The organism is Micromonospora parva (assembly GCF_040649675.1).
In the GTDB taxonomy this organism is placed as follows: Bacteria; Actinomycetota; Actinomycetes; order Mycobacteriales; family Micromonosporaceae; genus Micromonospora; species Micromonospora parva.
Window position 1 is genome coordinate 102867 of record NZ_JBEZFX010000002.1, and the last position, 21461, is coordinate 124327.

The window sequence follows — 21461 nt, forward strand, 5'->3', positions numbered from 1 at the left end:
CGGTTCCGAGCCGTGCGCCATGATGGCCCGTGCACTCCGATCTTCAGCGCTACCTCGACGACCTGGTCAGCACCGCCCGGGACGTGCTCGGCACCGACCTGGTTGGGGCGTACGCCGCCGGCTCGGTCGGGCTCGGGGCGTACCAGCCCGGTCGCAGCGACGTGGACGTGGCGCTGCTCAGCGCCGGGCCGCTCAGCACCGACGCCAAGCAGGCGCTGGTCGCGCGGCTGCGGCACGAGGCGCTGCCCTGCCCGGCGCGCGGGCTGGAGTTGGTGGTCTACGACCGGGCGGTGGCCGCCTCCGGCACCCCCGAGCCCGGCTTCGAGGTCGAACTGAACACCGGGGCCGGCATGCCGTTCCGGCGCACCCTCGACCCCGCCGACCGCCCGGTCGCCGACGGCCGGTTCTGGTACGGCCTCGACCGCAGCATCCTGCACCAGAGCGGACTCGCGCTGCTCGGGCCGCCAGCGGGGGAGGTCTTCGCCGACCTCGCCCCGGCCGACCTGCGCCGGCTGCTCGTCGAGGCGCTGACCTGGTGGCTCGCCCTACCCACACCGCCCGCCGACCAACCCGCACCCGGCACCGAGGACGCCGTGCTCGGGGCCTGCCGATCGCTGGTGCGCCACCGCGACGGCATCTGGCTCGCCAAGACGGCGGCCGGTCAGCGGCTGATCGACGCGGGGGACCCGGCCGAGGTCATCCGGCAGGCGGTCGCCGCGCGGCACGGCGGGCCGCCGCCCACCGGGGCGCAGGCCCGCGCCTTCCAGCAACGGGTACGCGACGAGATCGCCGGGTAGCCGGTGCACGGTTGGTCGAGCGGCGCTCAGCGGACCGGGCGGGACTCCAGCGAGGCGAACAGCAGGTTGAGGCCCTCGGTCATGGTCGGGTGGGTGATGACCGCGTCCCGCAGGGCGGTCCACGGCATCGCGGCGAGCATGGCCAGCTGCACGGAGGTGATCACCTCGCCGGCCTCGGGGCCGAGCAGCGCCGCGCCGAGGATCCGGTCGGTGCCGGTGTCGATGACCGCCTTCCACATGCCCCGGGTCTGACGCAGGGTGCGGGCCCGGGGGATGGCGGCGACCGGCAGGTGGGCGACCTGGACGTCGTACCCGGCGTGGCGCGCCTCGATCTCGGTCAGCCCGACCCGGGCCAGCTCCGGGGTGGTGAAGACGGTGTACGGGATCAGCCGGTCGGCGGTGCTGCGCCGGCCTCCCGCGAGGTTCGCCCTGATGATCCGGTAGTCGTCCAACGAGACGTGGGTGAACTGGGGGCTGCCGGCGACGTCTCCGGCCGCCCAGGTGTGCTCGGCGCTGGTGCGCAGGTGTTCGTCGACCTCCACGAAGCCCCGTTCGCTGAGCCGTACGCCGGCGACGTCCAGGCCGAGCCCGTCAGTGACCGGTTCCCGGCCGGCCGCCACCAGCACGTCGTCCCCGATCACCACGCCGCCGTCGTCCAGCGTCACCCGCAACGCGCCGTCGGGGTCCCGCTCGATGCGCGCTACCGCCACACCCACCCGTACGTCGATGCCGTCGTCGAGGAAGACGCGCATCACCGCGTCGCTCACGTCGGGATCCTCCCGGGTGAGCAGCCGTGGACCGCCCTCGACCAGCGTCACCGCGCTGCCGAACGACGCGAACATCTGCGCGAACTCCACCCCGACGGTGCCGCCGCCGAGCACCACCAGCCGGGCCGGCAGCCGATCCAGGCGCAGCAGCTCGTCGCTGGTGAGCACCCCGGCCTCGGCCATCCCGGGCACCGACGGCAGATGGGGGCGGGTCCCCGTGTTGATCACGACGTCGGTGCCGCGCAGCAGCCGCTCGCCACCGTCGGCGAGGGCCACCCGGACGGTCCGTGGGCCGACGAACCGGGCCTCGCCGATCACCAGGTGCAGGCCGGAGTCGAGGAACTGCTGCCGGTTGGCGGCGACCATCCCCTCGACCACGTCCTGCTTGTGCGCGCGCAACAGGTCCACGTCGACCCGGCCGCCGTCGACAGTGAGGCCGAGCGCCGACGCGTCCCGCAGTTGGCGGGCGGCCCGCGCGCTGGTCACCAACGCCTTGGTCGGGATGCAGGCGACGTTGATGCAGCTGCCGCCGATCATGCCGCGCTCGACCATGGCGACCCGCTGCCCGGATCGGGCGACGTCCATGCTCAACGTCTTCCCGGCCTTGCCGCCACCGACGACGAGCAGGTCGAACTCCTCCGGTTGGTCGGTCACCCGGCGCTCCTCTCGGTCACCGGCCAGGCCGGCGGCCACCGCTGGTGCACGGCGGCCAGCCCAGCCTGCCAGCTCCGTTGGGCGCGGCGATCCGGTTCCGCGCAGAATCCACCCGGACCCTGACCAGGTGCCGAGGACCCACGCGGCGAGCCCGGTGAGGGATCATCGGTGGATGCCTGACATCCCGCCGCAGTTCCGTGCCCGGGTCCGCCATGAGCCGGATCGGTCGTACGCGGTGCTGGTCGAAGGACCTGACGGGGAGGTGCTGGCCGGCGCCACCGGCAGCCTGCGGGAGGTGCGCACGGTGGCACGCCAGGGTGCGGCCCGCCTGTTCGGCGTACCGCTGGATCAGATCGCCCGGTGAGCACCTCGACTTCGCCCCCGTCCTCACCGACGGGGAGGCCGCCGAGTTGCGGCGGTATCTCGCCCGGTCGGCTCAGCCTCCGTCGTGAGCCACGCCTGTGTCCTGCCAGCGGTAGAGGTCGCGCAGCAGGGAGATCTCGGCGCCGTGATGGATCAGCTCCCGGTTGACGTGCAGGACGATGCCCTCCATCGGAAACCGCTCGGTACCCACCGGCGGCGGATTCTCCAGGTCCGCGTCCGAGAGCTCGCGGACTCCGGCGTTCCATCTGCCGTACATCTCGTCGAGCTGGTGCAGCGCCTCGTCAGCGGTCCCCGCGTAGGCGAAGGTCTGCGAGTCGACGTCCTGGCCGCCGAAGTGCCATCCGACCCGATAACCCAGGCAGGAGACGATGATGTGCGCCAACCGCCAGGCAATGGTGGTCACCGGCGCCGGTACCGGGTCAGGGGACGCGTGGTCCACCGTCCATGCCCCCGAACCTGCTGACATCGGTGCGGCCGACGTGCCACGTGGGCGGATGCTCCAGCAGCCGGGCACCGGCTCCCAGAAGTACTCCTCATCCGTCAGATCGTCCAGCCGCGGTCGCAGGTTCTTGCGCCAGTGCCGGTCCAGTTGGTCGGCGAGTCGCTCGCTTCTCGTCACCGCCGCACACTACGGACAACGGACCTGGCTGCCAACCCCGGGCGGTCGACCCGGGCCCGTGCGGAGGTGCTCCGGGCCCGGGTGCAACCGCTGCTGAGGTCAGCGCCGGGCGGCGCCGTTCTCACTGACCGGCTGCCCGAAGGCCAGGAACGGCACGGGCGTCGGCGCGTCGGTGCCGATGTGCCGGGGGAAGATCGGCTCGGCGTCGGCACTCACCTCACGGGCAGCAGTAGCGTCCGGCGCCACCGACTCGTCCGCCACCACCGCCGCGCCACCGTGCTCACCGTTCACCTGCTCGGCCGGGTCGCCGTTCACCTGCTCGGCCGGGGCCTGGTCGGCGGGGCCACTGTCGACAGGGGAGCGGTCGGACGTGGCGCGATCGGCGTCGGCGTCGGCCACCGGGGCTCGCTCCGTGGCGTGCCGGTCGACGCCGACGCGGTCGACGGTGAGCTGCTCGACACCGGTCCGCTCGGGGGCGGGTCGATCGGCGCTGGCGCGGGAACCCACCATCGGGTACTCCGCGGTCTCCGTACCGCCGGCTGCCGCGGCCATGACCGCGGCGGCGGCGAGGTCGGCCACCCGCTTGGCCTCCCGCTGCACGCGGGCGCGGACCTCCTTGGCGTGCCGCTCGGCGGAGTCCCCGGCCCGGCGGGCCTCGTCCAGGCGGGCGTTCTCGGCGGTGAGGTCCCGGCGGACCTCACTGAGCCGCTGCTGCATCCGGGACAGCTCGTTCTCCAGCGCCTCGCCCTCCTGGCGGATCTCGGCGAGCTGCTGGCGGCCGGTGTCCAGCTCGGCGTGCAGCTCCGCGGCCTCCTGCCGGCGCTCGTCAAGCTCCTTCTGCAGGGCGGCGAGCTGCTGCTGCTGGCTGGCGGCCTGCTCGTCGGCGCGGTTGCGCAGCTCGGTCACGTGCTGCTGCGCCTCGGCCAGCAGCGCGGCGATCTGCTGCTCGGTCGCGCTGCGCTGCTCGGCCAGCTCCTGCTCAGCGGCGGCCTGCTGTTCGGCGATGTCCTGCTCGGCGGCGGTGCGCCGTTCGTTGACCTCTCGCTCCACGTTGGCCTGCCACTGGGCCATCTCCTGCTGGTTCTTGGCGCGGGCCGACTGGAGTTCCTGCTGGATCTGGGTACGGGCCGACTTCATCAGCGCGTCGGCGGCCACCCGGGTCTGGTTGAGCTGCTGCGCGCTCTGCTCGGTGATCCGCTTGGCCTCGTGCTGGGCGCGCTCGTGCGCGGCCTCACCGTCGGCCCGCAACTGTTCGGCGTGCTCGCGGATCGCCGTCAACTCGGCCTCGGCCAGGGTGCGCCGCTCCTCGTACGCCTGCTCCTGCTCGGCGCGCCGGGCGGCCAGTTCCTCGGCCAGGTCCTGACGTGCCTGCGCGGACCGCTCACGGGTGTCGGCGAGGATCCGCTCAGCTTCGCTGCGCAGTTCGTTCGCCCGGTCGGTGGCCGACTCGGTGATGATCCCGGCCTGCTTCTCGGCGAGGGCCATGATCTCGCCGACCATCGGGCCGAGGTCGTGGAACGAGGCGCGGTCCACCTGCACGGGCTGCTCCTGAAGCTCGGCCAGTTCGGCACGCAGCCGCTGCACCTCGGCGGTCAACTCACGGACTCGGACGGCGGAACGCCCGTGCTCCCCGCTCAGCATCGCGATCTGACCGTCGAGCTGCTCCAGGTGCCGGTCCACCTGGCGTTTGTCGTATCCGCGCAGGGCGAGCTCGAAGCTCGGCCGGGAGGCCGCATCGTCGCGTGCTGCGTGCGGCTCAGCGCCGATGGACATGCACCATCCTCCGTACGATCGGGGCGTCAGGGTCGGCGGTCGCCTGCCCCACGGGCCGTCAGTGTGGCGCAACGCTACCGCCGAGCGGACCTCATGCGAAGTCCTGCCCCACCCCCTCTCACGTTGTCGCCCCGCGTTCCCCCGTTCCCGCGCCGATCACGGACTCGTGGTGCCGGAAAGGTGCTGCTCCACCACCTTTGTCATCCGGGGAAAGTCCATGATCGACGCAGGTCGACGTGCGGACGCGGGGCGACGGGCCGGTGCGGGTCAGCGTCGGCGGGCGACCAGGACCGCGTCGTGGTGGGTGACGTCCTCGCCGTCGGGGTTGGTGGCGAGGCGGGCGCGTTCCTCCGCCGTCAGCACCTCCCAGTGGATCGGGTCCAGATCGGCGGCCACCTCCTGCGCGGTGTACATCGCGTCCGGCATGTGCATCCGGTGCGCCGCCCCCCACAGGTCAGACGGGTGGTGGCCGACGATCAGCAGGACGCCGCCCGGTGCCACCGCCGCGGCCAACCGGGCGAACAACTCCTGCCGCTGCTGCCGAGGCAGGTGCATGAACTGCGCGGACACCAGGTCGTACGCCTGCTCGGCGGGCGGCTTGTCCCGCAGGTCGACGTGGGTGAACTCGATCCGGTCACCGACGCCGGCGGCCTCGGCGTTCGCGGCCGCCCGGCTCAGCGCCGTGCTGGAGATGTCCACCGCCGTCACCTGCCAGCCACGCGTGGCCAGCCACACCGCGTCGGCGCCCTCGCCGCTGCCCACGTCCAGCGCGCGCCCCGGGGTCAGGTCGGTGACCTCGGCGACCAACTGCGGGTTCGGCCGCCCACTCCACACCGAGGGCCGGGACTGGTAGCGCTCCTCCCACGCCGGCTCCTCGAACGTCGTGGCCACCAACTGCCGGTACGCGGCCACCGCGTCGCGGGTCTCCTCGGCGATGAGATCGGCGTTGATCGCCGCCGCGGCGGTCAACCCGGCCCCGGCGGACGTGATCACCTGTCCCCGGAGGTCGGCCACGTTGCCCGCCACCCAGACACCGGGGACGGCGGTCGCGCCGGTGGGGTCGGCCGGGATCTGGGCACCCATGACATGCTCACCCATCGTCACCTCTTCGGGGGCCAGGCCCAGCCCCACCAGCAGGTCGGCGCGGGGGGTCAGTCGCGTCGCCACCACGATCGCGTCGAGCGCCACCACACGACCGTCGGCGAGCCGTACCCCGGTCAGCACGTCGTCGGTCACCTCCACCGCGGCGACCGGGCCCGGCACCACCGTGATGCTGCGGGCGGCGAGCCGTTCGGCGGTCTCCGCGTCCGGTGCCGGGGTGTCGTGCAGCAGGAGCAGCACGGAGGAGCTCCACTGTCGCCACATTTCCGCCTGGTGCACGGCCAGTGGCCCGGTCGCCAGGATGCCGATGCGACGGTCCCGAACCTCCCAGCCGTGGCAGTACGGGCAGTGCAGCACGTCGCGACCCCACCGCTGTGCCAGGCCGGGCACGTCGGGCAGTTCGTCGGTCAGCCCGGTGGTCACCAGCAGCCGCCGGGCGCGCACCGGCTCGCCGTCGTCGAGGCTGAGCTGGAACCCGTCGTCGTCCCGGGTGGCGCTGCGCACCCGCCCGGTGCGGAACTGCCCGCCGTACCCGGCCACCTCGGCCCGTCCGACCGCGAGCAGCTCACCGGGCGGCGTTCCCTCCCGGCCCAGGTAGTTGTGTATCCGGTCGGCGGGCGCGTTCCGCGGCTCACCGGAGTCGATCACCAGCACCGACCGTCGGGCCCGGCTCAGCGCCAGGGCGCCGCTGAGCCCGGCAGCGCCGCCGCCCACCACCACCACGTCGTATGTCTCGTCCACCGGTTCGTCCCCCTCGTGTTCTGTCGGCTGTCACCACCATCCGCCGCCGCCAGCCCGGCGGCAACTATCCTTGCCGTTATGGCAAACGAGGACAGTGCCGCGCTGGCGGCCGTCGGCCCCCGGCTGCGTGCCCTACGTCACCAACGCGGGACCACGCTCACCCAGCTCGCCGACCTGACCGGCATCTCGGTGAGCACCCTGTCCCGGCTGGAGTCCGGGAGCCGTCGACCGACGCTTGAGCTGCTGCTCCCGCTGGCCAGGGCCTATCAGGTGGCGCTGGACGAACTCGTCGACGCCCCGGCCACCGGCGACCCCCGGGTGCGCCCCAAACCGATCGTCCGGCACGGCGTGACGTACCTGCCGCTGACCCGCCGGCCGGGCGGTGTGCAGGCGTTCAAGCAGATCTTCCCGCCGGACCCGTCCGCCGGAGGCCGGATCCCGCAGGCCCACGAGGGGTACGAGTGGCTCTACGTGCTCTCCGGCCGGATCCGCCTGCTGCTCGGTGACCGTGATCTGACGCTCACCCCCGGCGAGGTGGCCGAGTTCGACACCCGCATCCCGCACCTCTTCTTCAACCCCGGCCCGGGCACCGCCGAAGCCCTCAGCCTGTTCGGGCCGCAGGGGGAGCGGCTGCACGTCCGCGCCCGTCCCGCCAGCCCGGACAAACAGCAGTGACCAACGCGGATTCCGTGTTGTCGGGGCGTCGCCGCGACCGGGACGCCCCGACAACACGGACCGTCGGTGCGAAGATGGCGCGATGACCGACGCGGCATCCCGGCCCCGGAGCGACCGGATCGAGCACCGTGACATCGTCGTCAACGAGGTCCCGGGCTTCCGCCCGCTCACGTTGGACCTGGTCGTGCCCGTGGCGGCCCGCCAACCGGTCCCGGTCCTGGTGTGGATCCACGGTGGCGCGTGGCTGTTCGGCTCGCCCAAGCAGCCACCGGAGTGGCTCATGGAGGTGGATCCCTTCACCGCCGCCATCCGGGCCGGTTTCGCGGTCGCCTCCGCGCAGTACCGGCTCAGCGGCGAGGCGCATTTCCCCGCCCAACTCGACGACGTCACGGCGGCGGTCCGCTGGCTGCGCCGACACGGCGACACGGCGGGCGTGGACCGCGAACGGATCGGGGTTTGGGGCGAGTCGGCCGGCGGACATCTCGCCTCGATGCTCGCGCTGACCGGGGACGACCAGGACGACACCCGCGTCCAGGCGGCGGTCTGCTGGTACGCGCCGTCCAACCTGCTGACCATTCAGTCGCAGGCCCACCCGGCCGGGACGATCGACCACGACGCTGCCGACTCGCCCGAGTCGCTGCTGATCGGCGCTCCGTTGGCCGGCAACCCCGAGCTGGGCCGGGCAGCCAGTCCGATCGCCTACGTCACCGGCCACGCCCCGCCCATGCTGCTGGTGCACGGCGAGGAGGACCTGGTCGTACCGGTGGGGCAGAGCGAGGAACTCGCCGCGGCGTTGACCGCGGCGGGTGCCGAGGTCGAGTTGTCGGTGGTGCGGGGCGCCGACCACTGTTTCGTCGGGGTGCCGCTGGAGCCGCTGATCCGCGACACCCTGGTGTTCTTCACCCGAGTCCTTGCCCCCGACACCGGGGTGCTGCCGCCTCCGTAGGGTGACCCGGTGACCGCCTACGACGTCGCCGCCAAACTCCCCGACATCGACCGGCTGCGCCAGCGCTGCAAGGCCTTGGCCGTACTCGAGCGCATCATCGACGGCGGGGACCCCTACTACGCCTACACCTCGACCTGGGGCACGGACGAGGCGGCGCTGATGAGCAATGGCAGCGGCGACGAGTGGGCCGTCGTGTTCACCCCCGACGGCGCCTTCATCCGGCTCTTCGACCATGAATCGGCGATGTCGCCGTACCGTCATCCGGACCACGAGCTGTGGCCCGGTCTGGTCGACGGCGTCCCGGAGGTGCTGCGTTCTCAGCTGACGGAACCCGCCTTCTGCGACGAGGACGGCCGACTCGTGGCGACCACCGTGCTGTGGCGGCTGGTGGAGGACGACCGCTGGCACGCCGGTGACGGCATCACCTTCCCACCACTGCACCGACTGTACGACGACAGCGGCCCGGATGGGTCGGGCATGCTCGACATCCTGCTCGACGACATCGTCGACCGCTTCGTCGAATTCGCCGTCGACTACTACGAGATGACGGTGGACCGGGCGGCGGTCGAGCACATCGTTGCCCATCGGCCGCTCACCGACCGTGTGACGAGGGCCCTGAATCCGCAGCTCAGCGTCGCCGATCTGCGTTCCGGCATTGCCGCGATCGGCTATCCGATCGCCGGGGACGGCACGCGCGACGGCGCCACGGTCCAGGTCAAACCTCATGGCGCGTTCTCCGTGAACAGCGTGGGACTGGACGGTGCGCCCTTCCCGTTGAGCTTCAGTGTTCGCGAGACAGGCGGCTCCTGGATGGTGAATGCGACTGCGGCGCAGGCCGCCGAGCTGGCCGATGTGCTGATGCTCGCCGGGAACGACACCATCATGGTTGTCGGCGTGGAGACCAACAGCTTCCTGGACGAGGAGTATCAGCAGTGGCGGCCGTCACGGATCGCTGCCGAACAGGGCGTCAGCTTCGAGGTGCATGAGGTCCGCGCGCTGGCGGCTGGCGTCGTCGGCCTCAGCGAAGAGGCCCTGCTGATACCCCGGGAGCAGCTGCCGCGGTTCCTGGCCGGTTGGTACCCCTACGAGCTGACCTTTGTCGACGTGCCGGGTACGCCTTCCGCCGAGCGCGTCGACGAAATGATCGTCACCATTGGAACGGCCACGTTCGACGAGCCGGTCCTACCCGCTCTGGCCGGCTCACGCCTGTTGTTCTCCGGGCATGACGACTGCTACGTGTCTGTCGAAACGACGGACCCCGCGGTGCCTGCGGCGGTCCTGGGCCGGCTCCTGGTCCTGCTGGTCGGCTCGGCGCTTGTCGACACCACCGTGGTGGAGGTGACGGCGCCCGACGTCGAGACCGTGGAGCGGCTGATCGAAGAGAACCGGCACTGGGTCGGCGAGCTGGGCCCCGCGACGCGGGGCTCGGTGACCGTCGAGCTGCACGCCACGTCCGGGTCGTGGCGGCTCGGCCAGTCGCTTCCGAAGCAGGTCGACCGCACGATGGTCTACGACATCGCGGACAGGGTCTGGCGGTGACCGAGACGGTTGCGGCACCCCGAGGTGGTGAACCATGGGTACGCCAGGGAGCCTCCGGCGCGATGCCGGAGGCTCCCTGATGTGTCGGTCAGTTGAGGGCGTAGATCTCCGCGGCGGTGGTCCACGGGTTGCCGTTGACCTCGCTCAGGGCGCGCAGTCGCAGATACTGGCCCGTTTTCGCGGTGAACCGGACCTCCTTCTGGCTGGCGTTGTTGGCGAACGTGCCGGTGGCCACGGCCGTACCCCAGTTGGTGCCGTCAGTGCTGACGTAGACCTCGTACTGGCCGATGCGCCCGTTGGCGGCGCCGGAGCCGCTGTCCTGCCGGGGCAGGTAGCGGATTCCGGAGACGGAGTAGCTCGCCCCGAGGTTGATCTGGATCTCGTGGGGCATCGGGGCGTTGCCGCCGGTGTACTTCGTGTGCCAGATGGTGCTGAGGTTACCGTCGAAGGCGTTGGTCGCGGCCCCGTTCTCGGCGGCCGTCTCCTGGCTGTCCACGTACTTCAGCGACCATCCGGTACGCGGGATGACGCCGGCACTGGGCACGCAGACCGTGCTGAGCTGGTGTGCGCCCCGGTCCGGACGGCAACCCGGGGTGACGGTGCTGCCGAAGTAGTCGCGGCTGCCCGGGCTGGTCATGACCTGGCCACTGGCCAGCGCCGGGGAGCCGGCGCGGAGCCGGTAGCCACCGGCGTTGCTGATCGAGGTGGCGGTGCCCGGCGCGACGAACAGCGGATCGGTAGTGATCTTGTTCGAGTCGGCGGGCTCGCCGGCGGGGTGCTGGCCGTAGAACACGTTGGAGTCGAACAGCAGCGCGCCGGCGTTGTAGCTGGCCTGGGTCGAGGTCACGTAGAAGATGTTGTTGTAGAACTCGACATTGGCGCCGGCCGAGCCGTTGCCGTTGTTGATGATCTGGGCTGCCTCGCCCACGTAGAAGACATTGTTGTAGATCTTCGTGTTGGTGAGTTTCCCGCAGACCAGGTCGAAGATCTGGCCGCGGTCGTTCTGGCTGATGTTGTAGCGCACGATGTTGTCTTTGGTGGTCGAGCCCCCACCGTTGCAGAGCAGGATGAAGCCGCCCTCGTTGTCGTGGCTGTAGTTGTACTGGTAGATGGTGCGGATGTTGCCCTCGTCCAGGTCGAAGCCCTGCCCGTCACAGGTGCTCCGGCCGCCGCTGACCTCGTTGAACTGGAACAGGGCGTCGTTGATGTTCCAGCCCCAGATGCCGGCGGCGCACTGCGCGGGCTCGCGGACCCGGAAGCCGTCCACCCGGTTGTTCTCGACCAGGGCGCTCTGGGTGTGGTGCACGTCGATGGCGTCGCCGCCGATGTCGGTGACCGTGTTGCCGCGCACGACGACCCGGGTCTGCGGAAGCCAGTTGCCGCAGGTGGAACCGCAGTTGGGGTTGGCCAGCTCGGGCCGGACCATCCAGCGGGTCCAGAAGTGGATGCCGTAGCGGTCGACGGTGCCGATCGTGTTGTTGTTGATCAGCACGTCGTCGAACTTCGTCTGCGTGGTGTAGCCGAGGACCTCGAAGAAGATGCCGGCGCTGGCGTCGTCGTCCTTCTTGGTCTGGTTGCCGTTGATGTCGTGGACGCTGAGCCCGGTCACCCGGTAGTAGGTGCCGGTGCCGGAGTTCTCACGGATGATGTGCACGCCGCGGCGGGTGGCGATCGCCGATCCCTTGTTGGAGATGTCCAGGTTGCGGATCTCCCAGTACTGCTGGTTGTAGAGCTTCACGACGTCGACGACAGCGCCGTTGCCGGCCAGCACCGGCTTGGCGCCGCTGCCGTACGCGTCGACGATGATCGGTGCGCCGGCCGCGCCGGAACCCTTGGGAAAGAGCTGCTGGTTGGCGCAGGTCGTGCCCCGCCGGATCAGGATCTGATCTCCGGCGGCGAACGTCTTGGCGTTCACCGGTGTGAAGCTGTTCCAGGGGCTGGCCTGGGTGCCGCTGCCCGACGTGCTCGCGGAGCAGTCGACGTAGTAGTTCGTGGCGGCTGCCGCGGCGGGGGGCGCGGCGACCAGTACTGCGGTGGCTAGCGTGGTCAAAGCCACCAACGAGGACCTGAACAGGCGCATCGAGAGTCCTAACCGTGGGGGTGGTCGGGGTGGGGGAGTCTGTCAATTCCTTGCGCTGTCTCGTTCGTATGCCGGGAGCGAACGCCCCCGGCGGAGCTCGGGCCCGCCGCACGCCGCGGCTCACCGGAACTTTCTGTTGTAGTCCGCGAGAAGACCGATCAGGACGGCGAGCGCCACAAGCATGATCGCGAGGTGGCCCCAGCCGACAGTGGGTCGGACGACCACCACGGCGACGACACAGGCGAGCGCGATCAGCAGCCGGGCGACGATGAGCAGTACGGCACGCGTCGGTTCCTTCATGACATCCCTTTCTCGGGCCTCAGCCCTTGACGCCGCCGGCGGCCATGCCCTGGATCAGTCGGCGCTGGATCAGCGCGTACAGGAGCAGCACCGGCACGATGACGATGACCATGCCGGCGTAGAGCCGCCCCGGGTCCGCGGCCGCCTTCTGCGCCGCCATCAGGTTGAGCAGGCCGACCTGCAACGTCTTGCCCTCACCGGGCAGCAGCGTCAGCGCGATGATGAAGTCGTTCCAGTAGGCCAGGAAGTTGAACAGAATCACCGTGGTGACCGCCGGGCGGGCCATCGGCAGCATCACCCGCGTCATGATCCGGAATCGGGATGCCCCGTCCAGCAGCGCGGCCTCCTCGAAGTCTCCCGGAATCGACCGGAAGTACGCAGTCAGCAGGTAGATCGTGAATGGGATCGAGGTCGCCGCGTAGACCACCGAGAGCATCGCCGGGTTGTCGAGGAAGAACCCGTCGGGGAACACGTCGACCAGCGCGCGGTCCCAGTCGACGAGCATCAGGAAGATCGGCACCACGATGTAGTTGACGTTGACGAACAGCCCGGCCAGCAGCGCCACCTCGACGATGCCCTTGCCGCGGAACTCGTACCGGGCGACGACGTACGCCGCCGGCACCGAGACCGCCAGCACGAAGACCAGGCCGAGGAGCGTGACCAGTACCGACGTGGCGAAGTAGCGGCCCATCTGCGCGCCGCCGAACGCGTCGACGTAGTTCTGCAGGTGAAGGCCCTCGGGCAGGGTCCACGGGCTGCCGAAGAACTCGCTCTTGCGCTTCAGCGAGGCCACCAGCACCCAGCCGACCGGGATCACGATGAGCAGGGTGATCGCACCGACGAGCAGGTGGGTGAGGCCACGGCCAGGCCGCGGGCCGGATTTGTTGATCGTGGTCATGGGAGTGTCCTCTAGAACTGGAGGGGCTCACGCCGGGTCGCGCGGCTCACCAGGAGCGACACGAGGAACGAGAAAGCGAAGATCACCACGCCGATGGCCATTCCGTAGCCGTAGGCCGAGTTCGTGTACGCCTGCTTGTACATGTAGCTGAGCAGCACCTCGGAGGCACCGTCCGGGCCGCCGCCGGTCATCGCCCGAACCAGCACGAAGCTGAGGTTGACCGCGCTGAGGATGAAGAAGGTCAGCGTGGTGCGCAGGTTCTGCCAGATCAGCGGCAGCGTGACGGCGAAGAACTGCCGACCTGCCGAGGCACCGTCGAGCGCCGAGGCCTCGTACAACTCCTCCGGGATGCTCGCCATGCTCGACATGTAGATGACCATGTAGTAGCCGAGCGACTGCCACAGCATCGCTATCGCGACCGAGTAGAGCACCAGCTTCTGGTCGCCCAGCCAGACCTGTTGCAGGCCGTCCAGCGAGAGCAGCCGGAGGGTGCCGTTGAGCAGGCCGTTCTCCTGGTCGTAGACGGCCGAGAAGATGGCCGCGATGACCACGACCGAGAGCACGTTGGGGATGTAGAGCACGAACCGGTAGAGGGTGTGGCCGCGCAGCTTCTGCCGGGTCATGACGGCGGCGAGGAACAGACCCATCCCCATCGTCACCACGGTCACGACCACGAGCAGCGCGACGGTGTTCTGGAACGCGCGGAGGAACTGCTCGTCGTCGACGAGCTTGGTGAAGTTGTCCAGGCCGACGAACCGCATCTGCGCCGAGAAACCGCTCCAGCTGTAGAGCGACATCCGGAACACGCTGACGGTCGGCCAGATCATGAACAGCGCGAACAGTGCCAGTGCCGGAAGCAGGCAGGCGGCGACGAATCGGCCGTCGCCGGGCCGGCCGCGTGCGGCGCTGCCACGCGCTGACACCGGGGGTCGGCTGGGCGCGCGCTTGCTGGCGCCTCTGGGTGGTGGAGTGAGGGTCGTCGTCACCGTGACCAGTCCTTGGTTCTCGCGGGGGGAGGGGTCGGCGGCAGCCCTGTTCCGGGCTGCCGCCGGGGCGTCACTTGCCCGCTTGCCGCAGCTTCTCGCTGGCGTCGTTCAGCGCGGTCTGCCACTGGTCGACGGTCTTGTCGCCGCTGATGATGCTGTTCGCGGTGTCGAAGAGCGTGCCCTTGATGTTCACGCCCTCGACCGGCGCGGTGCTTCCGAAGCCACCCACCAGGGCGGAGATGCTCGGGTCCTCGTAGAGCTGGTAGAACGGGGCGATCTCGGCGGGCAGCGTCGAGGCGATGCCCTTGATCGGCTGGATCGCGTTGGCCTTGGCGAAGATGCCGGCGGCCTCGTCGGAGTAGAGGTACGCGACGAAGTCCTTCGCGGCGTCCTTGTTCTGCGCGCCGCTGGGAACCCAGGCGGACTCGACGATCGTGGTCAGGTAGCGCTTACCACCGGCGTTGACCGCCGGCAGCGGGGCCATCGCCCACTCGAAGCCCTGGGCGCGCGGAGCGTCCTTCATCTCGCCGACGACCCACGTGCCGTTCGGCATGAACAGGGTCTTGTTGTCGAGCAGGGACTGCTGGTTCTTGGTGAAGTCCTGCTCGTTCGCGTACCCCACGGTGGTCTTCGCCGCGTAGCTCAGCAGCCGGGCGGTGATGTCCAGGACCTGGCGCCCCTGGGCGGTCTTCCAGACACCCTCGGAATACGTCATGACGTCCTTGTAGAACTGCTCACCGCCGACGTCGGCGAGCAGCGCGAAGAAGAACGAGTCCAGGTAGCCCGCGGTCGGGTACGTGAACAGCGCGATGCCCTCGGCCTTGGCGGCGTCGCCGAGCTTGAACATGTCGTCCCAGGTGGTTGGGACCTGCCAGCCCTTCTGCGCGAAGAGGCCCTTGTTGTAGACCAGCCCGGTCGGCGCGTAGTACATCGGCATCAGGTAGGTCTTGTCGTCGTTGTACGGGTTGGTGCTGAGGTTGCCCACGATCCCGTCGGCGAGCTTGGAGCGCACGGTGACCTGTTCACCAGGCACCGTCATGTCCAGGACTCCGGTGAGGTCCTCCAGTGCCTTGTCCTTGACCAGCGTCTCGGCGAGCGCTGCCTTGCGGCCCTGGGGCAGCACCACGACGTCCGGGAACTTGCCGGCCTTCATGTTGGGGCTGATCTCGTCCTCAAGGGTCTTCGAGAGCTGCAGCTGAACGTCCACATCGGGGTGCTTCGCCTTGTAGGCCTCGATGACCTGCAGGTACATGTCCCGGCCGTAGCCGCCCTCGAAGGCCGCGACCTTCAGGCTCTTCTTGCCGTCGGCGTTGTCGTCGCCTCCGGAACAACCTGTGAGCAGGCTGAGCGCCGTCGCCGCGGCGACGGCTAGGACGATGGGTTTTCTCAACATGGGGGTGGTCCTCCGTGGCGGTACGCACAACGGTGCGGGAGTGAGAGGCGAGCACGAGACACGGTCCGCCTAGATCGCTGGGCGGGCCGCGCGTTGTTACTGTGGCACCCGTAACATGACCCGTCAAGAATGATCTGCCCGCAGCAGGACGGTCAGCGTGGCCGCGGCGCCGCGGTGGACTCCCGGACGATGAGGGTGGCTGGCGTGAGCGATTCGCCCTCCGACTCGGTGTCGAGCAGGAGTGCGACAGCAGCCGCCCCGGAGCGGTAGAAGTCCTGCCGAACGGTGGTGAGCGGCGGGTGGCAGTAGGCGGCCAGCTCGATGTCGTCGACGCTCACGATCGAGACGTCCTGCGGCACCGAGCGCCCGCGCTCCCGCAGCGCCTTGATCAGCCCGAAGGCCATCTCGTCGCTGGCCACGAAGACGGCGGTGACCTCGGGAATCATCGCGAGGATCTGCCCCAGCCGGTAGCCCGACTCGGGCGACCAGTCGCCCTCCAGGGCTGGAGGCGCGTCGATCCCGGCAGCGGCCAGGCACTCCTGCCAGCCCTGCCGACGCTGCCGCGCCTCGATCCACTCGTCCGGCCCGGCTACGTGCCACACCTGGCGGTGCCCCAGGTCCAGCAGGTGTTGGGTGGCCGCGCGCCCCGCCTCGTGCTGGTCGATGCCCAGCACCCGCGCCCCGGTCGTGCGCGAGCCGTCCACCGTGACGGTGGGGATGTCCCGGGTGATGTCCTCCATCCGCTGGGTCACGGAGATCAACGGGACCGCGATGATGATGCCGTCGACGCCCTGATCAGAGAGCTTGAGCAGGGACTTCTCCATCAGTGCGGTGTCCAGCTCGGCGATGGTCGCGATGCTCACCGAGTAACCCGCCTGACCGGCCGCCGCCTCCACCCCGGCGGTGACCCCCGAGCGCGAGTAGTAGCCGCCGGCCTGTAGCAGGACCAGGCCGAGGGTGAAGCTTCGTCCCGAGGACAGCAGCCGGGGAGCGCCGTTGTACCGGTATTTGAGCTGCTCGACCGCGTCGAGTACGCGACGTCGGGTTTCCGCGTTGACGTTCGGCGAGTTGCGCAGCGTACGCGAGACCGTCTGTGCCGACACGCCAGCGGCACGTGCCACGTCGGTCATGCTCGGTTGCTTGTCGCGCATTGTCGCCTCGGTCATCCGCCCCGCCCTCCTGAGAACCCGGTACGGCGGCATCCTAGCGCCATTGTTATAAATGGCACGGGTAACATAGGCTCCTGCCATGATCGAGACGACCCGGCCGAGCAGCACGCTGACACCGTCGCCCAGGCCATCACCCGCGCTCGGCTGGAGCGGCAGTCAGCTTCACCGGCACGGCGTCCCCCACCGCGTCCTCTCCGGCGCCCTGCACTACTTCCGGGTCCACCCACAGCTGTGGCGCGACCGGATCCGGCGACTGGCCGACCTCGGTCTCAACACCCTCGACACGTACGTGCCGTGGAACTTCCACCAGCCGCACGCCGAGCGCGCGCCCCGCTTCGACGGCTGGCGTGACCTCGAGGCGTTCATCGCGCTCGCCGGCGAAGAAGGCCTCGACGTCGTCCTGCGGCCCGGCCCGTACATCTGCGCGGAGTGGTCCAACGGCGGCCTGCCAGCCTGGCTGACCGCGCGTGACGTGGTCCTGCGCAGCTCCGACCCGGCGTTCATCCGGCCGGTCGAGCGGTGGTTCGACGAGCTGATTCCCCGTATCGCACGGCAGCAGACGCATGCTGGCGGACCGGTGGTGGCGGTACAGGTCGAGAACGAGTACGGCAGCTACGGCGACGACGAGGCGTACCTGCACTGGATTCGCTCAGCCCTGCTCGAGCGCGGCATCACCGAGCTGCTGTTCACAGCGGACGGCCCGACCGAGTTGATGCACGACGCGGGCACGGTGCCGGGCACCCTCGCCGCGGCCACCCTCGGCTCGAAGCCCGAGGCCGCCCGCGCCCTGTTCGCCACGCGCCGGCCCGACGAACCGTTCGTGGTCGCCGAGTACTGGAACGGCTGGTTCGACCACTGGGGCGAGCGACACCACGTCCGCACGGTGGACAGCGCCGTGCGCACTCTCGACGCCATCCTCGGCGAGGGCGGAAGCGTCAGCCTCTACATGGCCCACGGCGGCACCAACTTCGGGTTGTGGGCCGGCGCCAACGCGGACCGGGGTCGGCTTCAGCCCACCATCACCAGCTACGACTCCGACGCGCCCATCGCCGAGGACGGAACGCTCACCGCCAAGTTCCACGCCATGCGTGCGGCGCTCGGCGTGACCGGGCAACTGCGGGTGCCCGAGCGGATGCCGGTGCTGCCGCCGACGCGGGTGCCGCTGACCCACCGCGCCGACCTGATCGCCGGCCTGCGCGCCGTGCCCGCACCGGAGTCGACCGGTCCGCGGCCGGCCACCTTCGAACAACTCGGCCTGGACGCCGGGATGGTGCTGCTCACCGCCCACCCGAAGATCCCGACGGGCGAGCACACCATCATCCTCAGCGACGTGCGCGACCGGGCGATCGTCCTCGCCGACGGCGTGCCGATCGGTGTCGCCGACGCCGATCATCCGGAGATACCGATTCGCGGCACCGGCGCGATCGTGCGCCTGGAGATCCTGGTGGAGAACCTCGGCCGGATCAACTACGGCCCACTGGTCGGTCAGCACAAGGGCCTGCTCGGACCAGTGCTCGTCGACCGCCGGATCGTGCACGGCTGGGCCAGCTCGCCGATCGCCCTGGCCGAGTGGACACCTGACGACCTGCGTCGCGCCACCACCGCCGGGCCGGCCAGCACCGGCGCCGGGTTCGCGGTCGCGACGGTGCCCGTCGAGCAGCCGGCGGACACCTTCCTCGCCCTGCCCGGCTCGGTGCACGGCATGGTCTGGGTCAACGGATTCCTGCTCGGTCGCTACTGGGACATCGGTCCGCAGGTGACGCTCTACTGCCCCGCGCCACTGCTGCGCGCCGGCGAGAACACGATCGTCGTACTGGACACCGACCGGCTCGGCCCGGTCCTGGAGCTGCGCGATCAGCCCGAGTTGGGCCCCACCGAGGAGTACGTGGAGGAGTTCGAATGACCGTCTGACCGCTCCCGGTCGCCCGCCGTGCGAGCGGGCGACCGGGCCCGACCGGCCGGTCAGGCGTGCTTGCCGCGGCGACGCTTCAGCAGGAGGAATCCCAGGCCGGCCGCCAGCAGGGCGGCACCGCCACCGGCGACGAGCGGCATTGTGGTCGAGCTGTCGTCGTCGGCGGTCAGCTCCCGGGAGCCGAGCTCGGTGACCGGCTCGGAGCCGTCGGACTCGGCCTCCGTGGCGGTGTTCGCGCTCGGGCTCGCACTGGGGGTGGGGGTGGCGCTCGGGGACGGGGACGGGGACTTCGTGGGGGCCGCGTCGATGGAGGCGAGCGAGTCGCCGTTGAGCGCGACCTTGACCTTGGCCTGACCACCGCCGGAGGACACGACGGCGACTGACAGCTTGCTCGCCTTGTCCGTCAGCTTGGTGATGGCGTCCGCGTTCGGCGGCGCGTTGTTGGTGGCTGTCTTGTCCGCCGTCGTGGTGTCGATGAGTGACGAGGCACCGTAGGAGCCCTTGGGGACACGGTAGGCGTGCACGCCCTCGAGCTTCGCGTCGAAGTTGCCGGCCGCGTGGCGGTACTCGATGACGAGCCGGTCGCCGCCCAGGGCGATGTCCAGGGCCCGGACTCCGCTGCCCTTGCCGTGCAGGGAGCGCAGCGTGTAGACCCCCGACTTGGTGACCTTCTGGGACGCCCCGCCGTTGAGCCATCCGGCACGGATCATCTCCGGTGCGGAGAAGCCGGCCGGCCGGTAACCACCGGCCATGATGGTCGTGTGGCTGGCGCCCCCTGACTTGCACGCGCCCAGGTTGCCGCCGGTGCACTTGACGCGACCCTGGTGCCCGAAGCCCAGGTTGTGCCCGAGTTCGTGGCCGACGACGTCGATGCCACTGGCGGTGCCGTAGAGGTTGATCCAGGTGGTCGGGCCGGGCAGGGTGGCGAGGCCGGCCCAGGGGCAGTTCGTCTTCTGCGCCGGGAAGACGATCGAGATGCTGTCGTAGTCCTCGCCCGCGACCAGGCCCCGCTTGGCGAGTTCGTCACGGGTCATCTGATTGATCTTGCCGTGCGGGCAGCCGGCGGCGCTGAGGTCCAGCTTGATCGGGCCGAGGAACTGCTCCGGTACGGCGGGCACCAGCTTGTACTGCCCACGCGACAACTCCGACAGGTACGACGCGGCCGAGTCGCTCTTCGCGCCGAAGTAGGTGTCCGGCGTGGACGCCTTCACCTTGTCCGGGAACTGGAAGGAGGCGTCGCTGAACTCCACCAGGACGGGGAGCATCTTCCTCTTCACCGGTGCGGCGGCCGCGGGGGTGCCGGGGAGCGTGGCGGTGGCCAGCACGGTGATGCCTGTGGCCAGAGCGATACGGCCGAGGGCGGACAGCTTCATGGGGTCCTATTCCTTGAGGGGGGATGCCGGACGGCCAGGACGCCGATGTCCGTGGCCGCCCGGCAGCGTCGGGCCGCTTGGCGCTAAGGCGGCCGATGACGGGGGATTCCTGCCGGTCTCGTGCGGGTTCGTGGCCGCAGGCGGGGCCGGGCCGCCGCACCAGACCGGTGGGGGTGGGCGGGAGCGGCTACCAGGACGACGGGAGAGAAAGAGTCAGGAGCAGCCAAAGCTGCCGCATACACCACATCCTATGACATCCTATGTCCGATGTCATATGACCGTAGGTCGCATCGATGTGTCAGTCAAGCCGGCGGGGCAGGGGCGGCTATCGTGCAGCTCGTGACGCACGAACGTGAGCTGCTCTCGCCTGTCGACCTGTGCCAACGGGACGGGCGACTCAACCCCGCGGCGGTGGGCTGGACCCGGCGTCCCCTGCACACCGCGAACCTGCGCGGCTGGGGCCGGACCAAACGATGGGAGTACTGGGGCATCGTGACCCCACGGCACATCATCGGGCTGGTCGCCTCGTCGCTGGACTACGCCGGTGTGCACAGTGTCTACGTGCTCGACCGGGACAGCGGCACCGAGACGACTGCCGACGTGGTGGTGCCGCTGGCGCGGGGCGCTGTGCTACCGCCGCACTGCGGCGTGGGCGAGGCGGGCGCCCGCGGCGGTGGCCTGGCGATCCGGATCGTCCAGCGCCCGGACGGCACCGCGATCTCGGCGAGCGCCAGTGGCGTACGGCTGGAGGTGGACGTGCCGTTGCCGGCCGGTCACGAGTCACTCGGGGTCGTCGTGCCGTGGAGCACCAGACGATTCCAGTACACGGTCAAGGACGTCGGCCGCCCGGTGCTCGGCACGCTGGAACTGCACGGCCAGACGTACGAGATCGGTGGGCCGGACGCGTTCGCCGTGCTGGACCACGGTCGCGGCAGATGGCCGTACTCGGTCAGCTGGAACTGGGCCGCCGGCGCGGCGCCGGGACGAGCGATCCAGCTCGGCGGTCGGTGGACCGACGGCACCGGGGTCACCGAGAACGGCCTCTTCGTCGACGGTCGCCTGCACAAGATCGGCGAGGAGCTGCGCTGGACCTACGACCGGGCGGACTGGCTGCGCCCCTGGCGGATCAGCGGCGACCGGGTCTCTGTCGAGTTCCAGCCGTTCCACGAGAAGGTGTCCCGCACCAACCTGGGTGTCGTCGCGAACGAGACGCACCAGTGTTTCGGGCACTTCTCCGGCTGGGCGAAGACCGACGACGGAACGACGGTGAGCCTCGACGGGCTCGTCGGTTGGGCCGAGGAGGCACGCAACCGCTGGTAGTGGTTTGCCGCCACCACGCGCACACCGCGCCAGC

The 21461-nt window shown here is 70.2% G+C and carries 18 protein-coding genes; 7 read left to right on the forward strand and 11 right to left on the reverse strand.

Translation table 11 applies throughout. The features are described 5' to 3' along the window. Nucleotides 1–29 precede the first annotated feature (29 nt). The gene (locus AB0C03_RS05725; protein ID WP_210861102.1) at nt 30–797 is read left to right on the forward strand and encodes a nucleotidyltransferase domain-containing protein; all 768 of its coding nucleotides are present in this window, start codon (nt 30–32) and stop codon (nt 795–797) included. 26 nt (nt 798–823) lie between these two features. Here the strand turns inward: AB0C03_RS05725 and AB0C03_RS05730 are convergent, their stop codons facing one another. Then, complete coding sequence (locus AB0C03_RS05730) at nt 824–2218, reverse strand: dihydrolipoyl dehydrogenase family protein (protein WP_210866217.1); 1395 nt, start codon at nt 2216–2218, stop codon at nt 824–826. Between the two features lie 172 nt (nt 2219–2390). Here AB0C03_RS05730 and AB0C03_RS05735 point away from each other — a divergent pair, with 172 nt between their 5' ends. Then, the gene (locus AB0C03_RS05735) at nt 2391–2582 is read left to right on the forward strand and encodes a hypothetical protein (protein ID WP_357634717.1); all 192 of its coding nucleotides are present in this window, start codon (nt 2391–2393) and stop codon (nt 2580–2582) included. Between the two features lie 72 nt (nt 2583–2654). On the opposite strand, the gene AB0C03_RS05740 is transcribed toward AB0C03_RS05735, so the two are convergent. The 3 genes from AB0C03_RS05740 to AB0C03_RS05750 all read right to left on the reverse strand — a co-directional run bounded on the left by AB0C03_RS05740 (nt 2655) and on the right by AB0C03_RS05750 (nt 6836). Continuing rightward, a complete protein-coding gene (locus AB0C03_RS05740; RefSeq protein WP_210862007.1) occupies nt 2655–3221 on the reverse strand; it encodes a DinB family protein in 567 nt (188 codons plus the stop codon). Between the two features lie 99 nt (nt 3222–3320). Then, entirely contained in the window at nt 3321–4994 is a 1674-nt protein-coding gene (locus AB0C03_RS05745; RefSeq protein WP_357634721.1) for a coiled-coil domain-containing protein, read from the reverse strand. A 267-nt stretch (nt 4995–5261) separates the two neighbouring features. Continuing rightward, entirely contained in the window at nt 5262–6836 is a 1575-nt protein-coding gene (locus tag AB0C03_RS05750; RefSeq protein ID WP_357634724.1) for an FAD-dependent oxidoreductase, read from the reverse strand. Between the two features lie 78 nt (nt 6837–6914). On the opposite strand from AB0C03_RS05750, the gene AB0C03_RS05755 reads away from it, so the two are divergent. From AB0C03_RS05755 to AB0C03_RS05765, 3 genes are all read left to right on the forward strand, one after another. Next, on the forward strand, nt 6915–7511 hold the full coding sequence (locus AB0C03_RS05755; protein WP_357634727.1) for a helix-turn-helix domain-containing protein: 597 nt from the start codon (nt 6915–6917) through the stop codon (nt 7509–7511). Nucleotides 7512–7593: 82 nt separating this feature from the next. After that, entirely contained in the window at nt 7594–8457 is an 864-nt protein-coding gene (locus AB0C03_RS05760) for an alpha/beta hydrolase (RefSeq protein ID WP_030335515.1), read from the forward strand. A gap of 9 nt (nt 8458–8466) precedes the next feature. Next, nucleotides 8467–9996, forward strand: a complete 1530-nt coding sequence (locus AB0C03_RS05765) for a hypothetical protein (protein ID WP_357634731.1) — start codon at nt 8467–8469, stop codon at nt 9994–9996. Nucleotides 9997–10084: 88 nt separating this feature from the next. Here the strand turns inward: AB0C03_RS05765 and AB0C03_RS05770 are convergent, their stop codons facing one another. The 6 genes from AB0C03_RS05770 to AB0C03_RS05795 form a co-directional block, all read right to left on the reverse strand. After that, nucleotides 10085–12076, reverse strand: a complete 1992-nt coding sequence (locus tag AB0C03_RS05770; protein WP_357634734.1) for a discoidin domain-containing protein — start codon at nt 12074–12076, stop codon at nt 10085–10087. Between the two features lie 120 nt (nt 12077–12196). Continuing rightward, on the reverse strand, nt 12197–12376 hold the full coding sequence (locus AB0C03_RS05775) for a DUF6903 family protein (protein WP_210858151.1): 180 nt from the start codon (nt 12374–12376) through the stop codon (nt 12197–12199). Between the two features lie 19 nt (nt 12377–12395). After that, nucleotides 12396–13274, reverse strand: a complete 879-nt coding sequence (locus AB0C03_RS05780) for a carbohydrate ABC transporter permease (RefSeq protein WP_210866224.1) — start codon at nt 13272–13274, stop codon at nt 12396–12398. 11 nt (nt 13275–13285) lie between these two features. Continuing rightward, entirely contained in the window at nt 13286–14260 is a 975-nt protein-coding gene (locus AB0C03_RS05785; RefSeq protein WP_245233718.1) for a carbohydrate ABC transporter permease, read from the reverse strand. A gap of 70 nt (nt 14261–14330) precedes the next feature. After that, complete coding sequence (locus tag AB0C03_RS05790; protein WP_357634739.1) at nt 14331–15653, reverse strand: carbohydrate ABC transporter substrate-binding protein; 1323 nt, start codon at nt 15651–15653, stop codon at nt 14331–14333. Between the two features lie 152 nt (nt 15654–15805). Then, entirely contained in the window at nt 15806–16819 is a 1014-nt protein-coding gene (locus tag AB0C03_RS05795) for a LacI family DNA-binding transcriptional regulator (protein ID WP_030335527.1), read from the reverse strand. 82 nt (nt 16820–16901) lie between these two features. On the opposite strand from AB0C03_RS05795, the gene AB0C03_RS05800 reads away from it, so the two are divergent. Further along, nucleotides 16902–18725: a glycoside hydrolase family 35 protein gene (locus AB0C03_RS05800; RefSeq protein ID WP_210866226.1), complete on the forward strand. Its 1824-nt coding sequence runs from the start codon at nt 16902–16904 to the stop codon at nt 18723–18725. 59 nt (nt 18726–18784) lie between these two features. Here AB0C03_RS05800 and AB0C03_RS05805 read toward each other — a convergent pair whose 3' ends face one another. Further along, nucleotides 18785–20107 (reverse strand): LPXTG cell wall anchor domain-containing protein, encoded by a 1323-nt coding sequence (locus tag AB0C03_RS05805; RefSeq protein ID WP_030335532.1) that lies wholly within the window; start codon nt 20105–20107, stop codon nt 18785–18787. A gap of 339 nt (nt 20108–20446) precedes the next feature. Between AB0C03_RS05805 and AB0C03_RS05810 the strand changes: the two genes are divergently transcribed. Further along, nucleotides 20447–21427 carry a DUF2804 domain-containing protein gene (locus AB0C03_RS05810; protein ID WP_030335534.1) on the forward strand — a complete coding sequence of 327 codons (981 nt, stop codon included), beginning with the start codon at nt 20447–20449 and terminating at the stop codon, nt 21425–21427. Nucleotides 21428–21461 lie beyond the last annotated feature (34 nt).

Bases quoted from the DNA above. Each gene is read 5' to 3' on its own strand.
- AB0C03_RS05775 (WP_210858151.1), bottom strand. From the start codon at position 12,376: ATGAAGGAACCGACGCGTGCCGTACTGCTCATCGTCGCCCGGCTGCTG.
- AB0C03_RS05805 (WP_030335532.1), bottom strand. From the start codon at position 20,107: ATGAAGCTGTCCGCCCTCGGCCGTATCGCTCTGGCCACAGGCATCACC.
- AB0C03_RS05770 (WP_357634734.1), bottom strand. From the start codon at position 12,076: ATGCGCCTGTTCAGGTCCTCGTTGGTGGCTTTGACCACGCTAGCCACC.
- AB0C03_RS05800 (WP_210866226.1), top strand. From the start codon at position 16,902: ATGATCGAGACGACCCGGCCGAGCAGCACGCTGACACCGTCGCCCAGG.
- AB0C03_RS05780 (WP_210866224.1), bottom strand. From the start codon at position 13,274: ATGACCACGATCAACAAATCCGGCCCGCGGCCTGGCCGTGGCCTCACC.
- AB0C03_RS05735 (WP_357634717.1), top strand. From the start codon at position 2,391: ATGCCTGACATCCCGCCGCAGTTCCGTGCCCGGGTCCGCCATGAGCCG.
- AB0C03_RS05760 (WP_030335515.1), top strand. From the start codon at position 7,594: ATGACCGACGCGGCATCCCGGCCCCGGAGCGACCGGATCGAGCACCGT.
- AB0C03_RS05790 (WP_357634739.1), bottom strand. From the start codon at position 15,653: ATGTTGAGAAAACCCATCGTCCTAGCCGTCGCCGCGGCGACGGCGCTC.
- AB0C03_RS05755 (WP_357634727.1), top strand. From the start codon at position 6,915: ATGGCAAACGAGGACAGTGCCGCGCTGGCGGCCGTCGGCCCCCGGCTG.
- AB0C03_RS05745 (WP_357634721.1), bottom strand. From the start codon at position 4,994: ATGTCCATCGGCGCTGAGCCGCACGCAGCACGCGACGATGCGGCCTCC.
- AB0C03_RS05795 (WP_030335527.1), bottom strand. From the start codon at position 16,819: ATGACCGAGGCGACAATGCGCGACAAGCAACCGAGCATGACCGACGTG.